Genomic DNA, 4,912 nt, shown 5'->3' with positions numbered 1-4,912 from the left:
GCAGAGGAGACAGAGAAAACCCCACCCCCCCACCCACCCCCCCCCCCACCCCCCCCCCCCCCCCCCCCCCCCCCCCCCCCCCCCCCCCCCCCCCCCCCCCCCCCACGCCCGTTCCCGGAGCGGCCGACACGCGTCAGGGATCCGTCAGGGATGGCCGTACGGGGGTTCATCTGCGCGTATTCGGTCGACTCGTCCCGGAGAATGAGCGCATGGGACGCGGCAAACTACGGATCTACCTCGGCGCGGCGCCCGGCGTGGGCAAGACCTACGCCATGCTGTCCGAGGGCCACCGGCGGGTGGAGCGCGGGACGGACTGCGTGGTGGGCTTCGTCGAGCACCACGGGCGCCCGCGCACCGAGGTGATGCTGCACGGCCTGGAGCAGACGCCGCGCCGCGAGGCGACGTACCGCGGGGCCGCCTTCACCGAGATGGACGTGGACGCGCTCCTCGCCCGCAGGCCGGCGATAGCCCTGGTGGACGAGCTGGCGCACACGAACGTGCCGGGCTCGCGCAACGCCAAGCGCTGGCAGGACGTCGAGGAGCTGCTCAAGGCCGGCATCGACGTGATCTCCACGGTGAACATCCAGCACCTGGAGTCCCTGGGCGACGTGGTCGAGGCGATCACGGGGGTCCGCCAGCGGGAGACCGTCCCCGACGAGGTGGTCCGGCGGGCGGACCAGATCGAACTGGTCGACATGTCCCCGCAGGCGCTGCGCCGCCGCATGGCGCACGGCAACGTCTACAAGCCCGACAAGGTCGACGCGGCCCTGTCCAACTACTTCCGGCCCGGCAACCTCACCGCCCTGCGCGAGCTGGCCCTCCTGTGGGTCGCGGACCGGGTCGACGAGTACCTCAACGAGTACCGGGGCGAGCACGGCATCCGCTCCACCTGGCAGGCGCGCGAGCGGATCGTGGTCGGCCTGACCGGCGGCCCGGAGGGACGCACGCTGATCCGTCGTGCGGCCCGGATGGCGGCCAAGGGATCCGGCAGCGAGATCATGGCCGTCTACATCGCCCGCAGCGACGGGCTGACCGCGGCCTCGCCCAAGGAGCTGGCGGTCCAGCGGACCCTGGTCGAGGACCTTGGCGGAACGTTTCACCATGTGATCGGCGACGACATCCCCGACGCCCTGCTGGAATTCGCCAAGGGGGTCAACGCCACCCAGATCGTCCTCGGCTCCAGCCGCCGCAAGGCCTGGCAGTACGTCTTCGGGCCCGGCGTCGGCGCCACCGTGGCCCGCGACTCCGGACCCGACCTCGACGTCCACATCGTCACCCACGAAGGGGTGGCCAAGGGGCGCGGGCTGCCCGTCGTGCGCTCCGCCGCCCGGCTCGGGCGGGGCAGGATCGTGGCGGGCTGGGTGGTCGGGGTACCGCTGCCCGGGCTGCTCGCGCTGTTCCTCACGCACATCGACTCCGACCCCGGCATCGCCAACGAGATGCTGCTCTTCCTCTCGCTGACGGTCGGCGCCGCGCTGCTCGGCGGGCTCTGGCCGGCGCTCGCCTCGGCGGCCTTCGGCTCCCTGCTGCTGAACTTCTACTTCGCGCCGCCCGTGCACCGGTTCACCATCGCCGACCCCAAGAACATCGTGGCTATCGCGGTCTTCTTCGGGGTGGCCGTGTCGGTGGCCTCCGTGGTCGACCTGGCCGCCCGGCGCACCCACCAGGCGGCCCGGCTGCGCGCCGAGTCCGAGATCCTCTCCTTCCTGGCGGGCAGCGTCCTGCGCGGCGAGACCACCCTCGACGCCCTGCTGGAGCGGGTCCGGGAGACCTTCGCGATGGAGTCGGTGGCCCTGCTGGAACGCGCGGCCGACGTGGAACCCTGGACCCCCGCCGGGAGCGTCGGCCCCAATCCGGTGGCCCGCCCCGAGGACGCCGATGTGGACATGCCCATCGGCGACCACATGGCGCTGGCCCTGAGCGGGCGCGTGCTGCCCGCGGAGGACCGCCGGGTGCTGGGCGCCTTCGCCGCGCAGGCCGCCGTCGTACTGGACCGCCAGCGCCTGGTCGGCGAGGCCGAGGACGCCCGCCGGATGGCCGAGGGCAACCGGATCCGCACCGCGCTGCTCGCCGCCGTCAGCCATGACCTGCGCACCCCGCTCGCCTCGATCAAGGCCTCCGTGAGCTCGCTGCGCTCCGACGACGTGGAATGGTCCGAGGAGGACAGCGCCGAGCTGCTGGCGGGGATCGAGGAGGGCGCCGACCGGCTCGACCACCTCGTGGGCAACCTGCTCGACATGTCCCGGCTGCAGACCGGCACGGTCACCCCGCTGATCCGGGAGATCGACCTCGACGAGGTGGTCCCGATGGCGCTGGGCGGCGTACCGGAGGACAGCGTCGTGCTCGACGTGCCGGAGTCGCTGCCCATGGTCGCGGTGGATCCCGGACTGCTGGAACGGGCCGTGGCCAACGTCGTGGAGAACGCCGTCAAGTACAGCCCGGGAGGGGAACCGGTGACCGTCGCCGCGAGTTTCCTCGGTGACCGGGTCGAGGTCCGCGTGGTGGACCGGGGCCCCGGCGTGCCCGACGAAGCCAAGGACAAGATCTTCGCGCCCTTCCAGCGCCACGGGGACGCCCCGCGGGGCGCCGGGGTCGGCCTCGGCCTCGCCGTCGCCCGCGGTTTCGCCGAAGCCATGGGCGGCACCCTGGCGGCCGAGGACACCCCCGGCGGGGGACTGACGATGGTGCTCACCCTGCGCGCCGCCGGCAGGGCCCCGTCGCCCGCGGCCGAGGACATCGTGCGCACGCCGACGGACATCGTGCTCACACCCACCGACATGCGACAGAAGGCAGGACCCCAATGACCCGGGTGCTCGTGGTGGACGACGAGCCGCAGATCGTCCGAGCCCTCGTGATCAACCTCAAGGCGCGCAAGTACGAGGTCGACGCCGCCGCCGACGGGGCGCAGGCCCTGGAGCTGGCCGCGGCCCGTCACCCCGACGTGGTCGTGCTCGACCTCGGCCTGCCCGACATGGACGGGGTCGAGGTGATCAGGGGGCTGCGCGGCTGGACCCGCGTGCCCATCCTGGTGCTCTCCGCCCGCCACAGCTCCGACGAGAAGGTCGAGGCGCTCGACGCGGGCGCCGACGACTACGTCACCAAGCCCTTCGGCATGGACGAGCTGCTCGCCCGGCTGCGCGCCGCCGTTCGCCGGGCCGAGCCCGGCGCCGGCGCGGGCGAGGACGAGGTGGTCGTGCGGACCGAGGGGTTCACCGTGGACCTGGCCGCGAAGAAGGCGGTGCGCGAGGGGCGCGACGTACGCCTGACCCCCACCGAGTGGCACCTGTTGGAGGTCCTGGTCCGCAACGGGGGCAAGCTGGTCAGCCAGAAGCAGCTGCTCCAGGAGGTCTGGGGGCCCTCGTACGGCACCGAGACGAACTACCTGCGGGTCTACATGGCGCAGCTGCGCCGCAAGCTGGAGGCCGACCCCTCGCACCCCCGGCACTTCATCACCGAACCGGGCATGGGATACCGCTTCGAGAGGTAGCCGACGCGCCGGTACGCTTCCTGTATGAGTGCTGAACCGCGTCCCGAGAAGCCCGCGAAACCGGCCAGGCCGGGGGGCCGGTTCCGCCGGATGATAGAGCGGCTGTCCACCTCCCAGGAGGAGCTGCATTCGGCGGAGCTGCAAGAGGACGCAGAAGCCGCGGGGTGCACGCGGATCTGCGACTGCCACGACCGCCAGATAGTCAAGGTCACCGGTACGCTGCGCACGGTCACGCTGCGGCCGAGGGCGGGCGTGCCGGCGCTGGAGGCGGAGCTGTTCGACGGCTCCGCCGCGCTGGACGTGGTCTGGCTCGGCCGTCGCTCGATCGTGGGTATCGAACCGGGCAGGCGCATGATCGCCTCCGGGCGGATCTCCATGAGCCATGGGCGCCGGGTCCTCTTCAACCCGAAGTACGAACTCCGACCGCTCGGACAGGAGCACTAGCCGGTGACGTCATTCGACAAACCGACCCATCAGCCGACGGGCCCGTCGCAGGAGGCGCGGGCGCGCCACGCGCGGGTGCCCGACGCGCAGCTGCCGGACGCGCAGCCGACCGAGGACCAGAAGGCCGTGACCCAGGCGGCCCTCTTCGACGCCTTCGGCGGGATCCGGGGCACGGTCGAGACCATGCTCCCGGGCCTGCTCTTCGTCATGATCTACACGATCAACAAGAACGTGACGATGTCCGCCATCGCGGCGGGCGCGGTGGCGGTCCTGCTGGTCATCGTGCGGCTCGCCCGCAAGGACACGGTCAAGCACGCCTTCAGCGGCGTCTTCGGCGTGGGCGTCGGCGTGGCCTTCGCCCTGTTCACCGGCACCGCCAAGGGCTTCTACCTGCCCGGGATGATCTACGGCGCCGGGCTGGGCGTGGCCTTCACGCTCTCCGCGCTCGTGGGCTTCCCGTTGCTCGGGGTGATGCTCGGGCCGGTCTTCAAGGAGAACCTGTCCTGGCGCACCCGCAACCCGGGGCGCAAGAAGGCGTACACCAAGGCCAGCCTGGCCTGGGGCCTGATCTTCCTCGCCAAGTACGCGATCCTCTTCCCGCTGTACTTCTGGGGTGACGAGACGCAGCTGGGCTGGGTGCTGATCGCGCTCAAGCTGCCGCCGATGGTGCTGGCCGTCTACTTCACCTGGCTCTTCCTGGCGAAGGCGCCGCCGCCGATCAACGTGCTGGCGGAGTGGGAGGCCGAGGAGGCCGCCGAGAAGGAGCGCAAGGCGGCGGCGAAGGCCGCGAAGGCGGCGCGCAACCAGCAGGCCTGACCACCGCGCACTGCGCGGGGACGCGGAAGGGGGGGGGGGGGGGGGGGGGGGGGGGCGACCCCCCCCCCCCCCCCCCCCCAACCCCCAAAACCCCCCCCCCCCCCCCCCCCCCCCCCCCCCCCCCCACACCCACAAGGGAGGTGGCGCCCCCCCTACCACCAACCC

4 protein-coding genes are annotated in these 4,912 nt (G+C 72.5%); all 4 read left to right on the top strand.

The features are described 5' to 3' along the window. Positions 1 to 209 precede the first annotated feature (209 nt). Genes ACZ4UB_RS35105 through ACZ4UB_RS35090 form a run of 4 tightly spaced genes read left to right on the top strand, consistent with a single transcriptional unit; the run spans position 210 to position 4,747 of the window. A complete protein-coding gene (locus ACZ4UB_RS35105; protein ID WP_468076643.1) occupies positions 210 to 2,804 on the top strand; it encodes an ATP-binding protein in 2,595 nt (864 codons plus the stop codon). Then, entirely contained in the window at positions 2,801 to 3,487 is a 687-nt protein-coding gene (locus tag ACZ4UB_RS35100) for a response regulator (RefSeq protein ID WP_354384621.1), read from the top strand. Before ACZ4UB_RS35105 ends, ACZ4UB_RS35100 begins: the two co-directional genes overlap by 4 nt. Positions 3,488 to 3,511: 24 nt before the next feature. Beyond that, positions 3,512 to 3,931 (top strand): OB-fold nucleic acid binding domain-containing protein, encoded by a 420-nt coding sequence (locus ACZ4UB_RS35095; protein WP_330333123.1) that lies wholly within the window; start codon positions 3,512 to 3,514, stop codon positions 3,929 to 3,931. Between the two features lie 3 nt (positions 3,932 to 3,934). Continuing rightward, positions 3,935 to 4,747, top strand: coding sequence for a DUF3159 domain-containing protein (locus ACZ4UB_RS35090; protein WP_467968936.1), 813 nt, complete (start codon positions 3,935 to 3,937; stop codon positions 4,745 to 4,747). Positions 4,748 to 4,912 lie beyond the last annotated feature (165 nt).

It is taken from the genome of Streptomyces sp. NPDC028419, from assembly GCF_055565515.1.
This window is presented reverse-complemented; position numbering and strand designations above follow the sequence as displayed.